This window comes from Bacillus sp. P4_D3 (assembly GCF_056401855.1).
This window is the reverse complement of record NZ_JBFUIN010000530.1, coordinates 1-2,187: the sequence shown is the minus strand read 5'-3', so window position 1 is coordinate 2,187 and position 2,187 is coordinate 1. Positions and strand designations below refer to the sequence as shown.

Genomic DNA, 2,187 nt, shown 5'->3' with positions numbered 1-2,187 from the left:
ATTTTGATTCTCATGTTCTTCTATCTTTTCATTATCTTCCACTTTTTGTTCGATAATAGAAATGATATATTCACTCTCTGTCACAAGCTTGTTACCTGCCGCATCTGTTACTTCCACAATAAGTTGGTGCGGACCACTAGGTAACGCTTCTGTTATTTCAATTTGTTTCTGCCAATCCAGGTCGTGTTTATTATAGTCTAATAAAAAAGTAATATCGTTACCTTCTTCTTTTCCTTTTAATATAACTCGCACTTCATTAACAACTGATTCTATATCTACCGCTTTTACTCGTATATAAACAAATTCTCCCTTTTTCCGTTCAATAAAGTTCTCTTTCGCCTCATCAATAGTAACCTTCTCTAACTTCGGCAATTCTTTATCTATAGTGGGTATTTTGTTATTAATTCGAATGAGCGGAACATTTAATTCATTCTCTACTACTTCTTCCTTCTCATCTTCTTTATAGCTTTCAACGAGCTGAAGGTTCCAATCACCTTGCAAATCATATATTCCGACTTTGTAATTAGCGATCCATCGTTTCGTTTCTTCTTCATACTCGAAAGATATTACTCTTTCCTGTCTGTACTGCTCACCATTTTTTTGTAATTGCAATACACCTTTTACACTTTGAGTATTTTTTTCATTTGGCTCTACAGCAATTCGCAATTCTTCGCCAACCTGTAATTCCTGCTTATTAACTGTAATAATTCCTCGGTCTGTTTCTATCTTTCTTTCTTCTCGTTGTTCTTTCTCCTGCTCATTCTCTACTACTTTTTTTTCATCTTCAACCGGGGGTATTTCCGTTCGTTCCGACTGTTCCCGAYCTTTTATATTTTGCTCTTTTTGCTCTTCTTGCTCATTCACTTCACTTACATTTTGCTCTTGTACACTTATTTCTTCCGCTTGCCCTTGCAACGGGAAGAAAGTACATATATGTAAAAATAGCAAACTCACTAGAAAAAACTTTACGTTTTTCATCTATTTGTTCAAACTCCTATAGCGATTTCGTCACTTTTACTCCGAAAAATCCATCTACATTTACAAGCTCTCCATAAGCAACCAATACATCGTTCACATAAATTTGAATTGGTTCATCAATATCTTCATCCAGTACGACCGCTTCATTTTCTTGTAAACTTAAAATATCTTGAATTGTCCTCACTGTACTTCCAAATACAAATTTAACATTCATTTCTACATTTTGTAGAATAGATGCATCCATATACACTGGCTCTACCTGTTTAACTTCTTGATATTCAATCGGCTGTATGACTGGTGCAGGAATTTCTTCCTCTTCAATAACTTCTTCAACTATTACTTCTTGCTCTTCCATCATCGGATAAAGAAGTCGTCTAACCATTTCTTTTGCTTCTGATATTGGTAGTATTTGATACATCTTTGACTGAAGAAGGTCACCAATTTCAATGTTAAACGTAATTTGAACGAGCTCGTCCACTTCCATCGCTTCTCCCAAATATTCCATTTCTTCTTTTAACGAAACAAATTTAACATCTGGTGGTGTCATATCCATTTTTTCTTTAAATATTTCTGACATTGCTGTTGCAGCATGCCCCATCATTTGGTTCATGATTTCTTTAATACCGCTTAACTCTAATTCACTTAGTTCTTTATCCGGATCGATCTCACCCGTTCCCATCATCATTAAATCTACCATTGTTAAAGCAACATCTTTCGTAAATACGAATACGTTCTCATTCTTTAATCCTTCAACAAAATCGACATTTAATATAACAAATGGGACTGGCACTCCGTCATAATGACGAACATTAATTGCCTCTACATTTGGTGTACTAATAGAAACAGGCTGATTTAAAAGCGTCGATAGTACGGTTGAAGCCGAACCAATTGAAATATTCGCAATTTCACCAAGCACATCTTTCTCTTCTTGTGTTAACTGCTCTTTCTCAACATGTTCTTCTACAACCTCAGTTTCCGCCACTTCCGTCTGCTCTTCTATTCCTTCTTCCACACCACCAGATAATTGTAATAATTTATTTATCATTTGTTTCGCATGTTCAACTGAAACAATTTGTACAAGTTTAGAGTCTATAAGATTATCTATTTTTAATTCAAACGATACTTTAACAATTACATTACTTCCATTAATACTAGAGATTTTCTCCATCTCTTCCTTAAGTTTCACAATTTTGATTGTAGGTGGGGACA

General features: G+C 34.8%; 2 protein-coding genes. Both read right to left on the bottom strand.

The window, feature by feature from the left end:
• The coding region (locus tag AC1DTM_RS23655; RefSeq protein ID WP_477001031.1) for a transglycosylase at positions 1-978 on the bottom strand (978 nt) is incomplete at its 3' end.
• A 16-nt stretch (positions 979-994) separates the two neighbouring features.
• Positions 995-2,187, bottom strand: a 1,193-nt coding sequence (locus AC1DTM_RS23650) for a chemotaxis protein CheC (RefSeq protein ID WP_477001030.1), incomplete at its 5' end; no start/stop codon positions are given.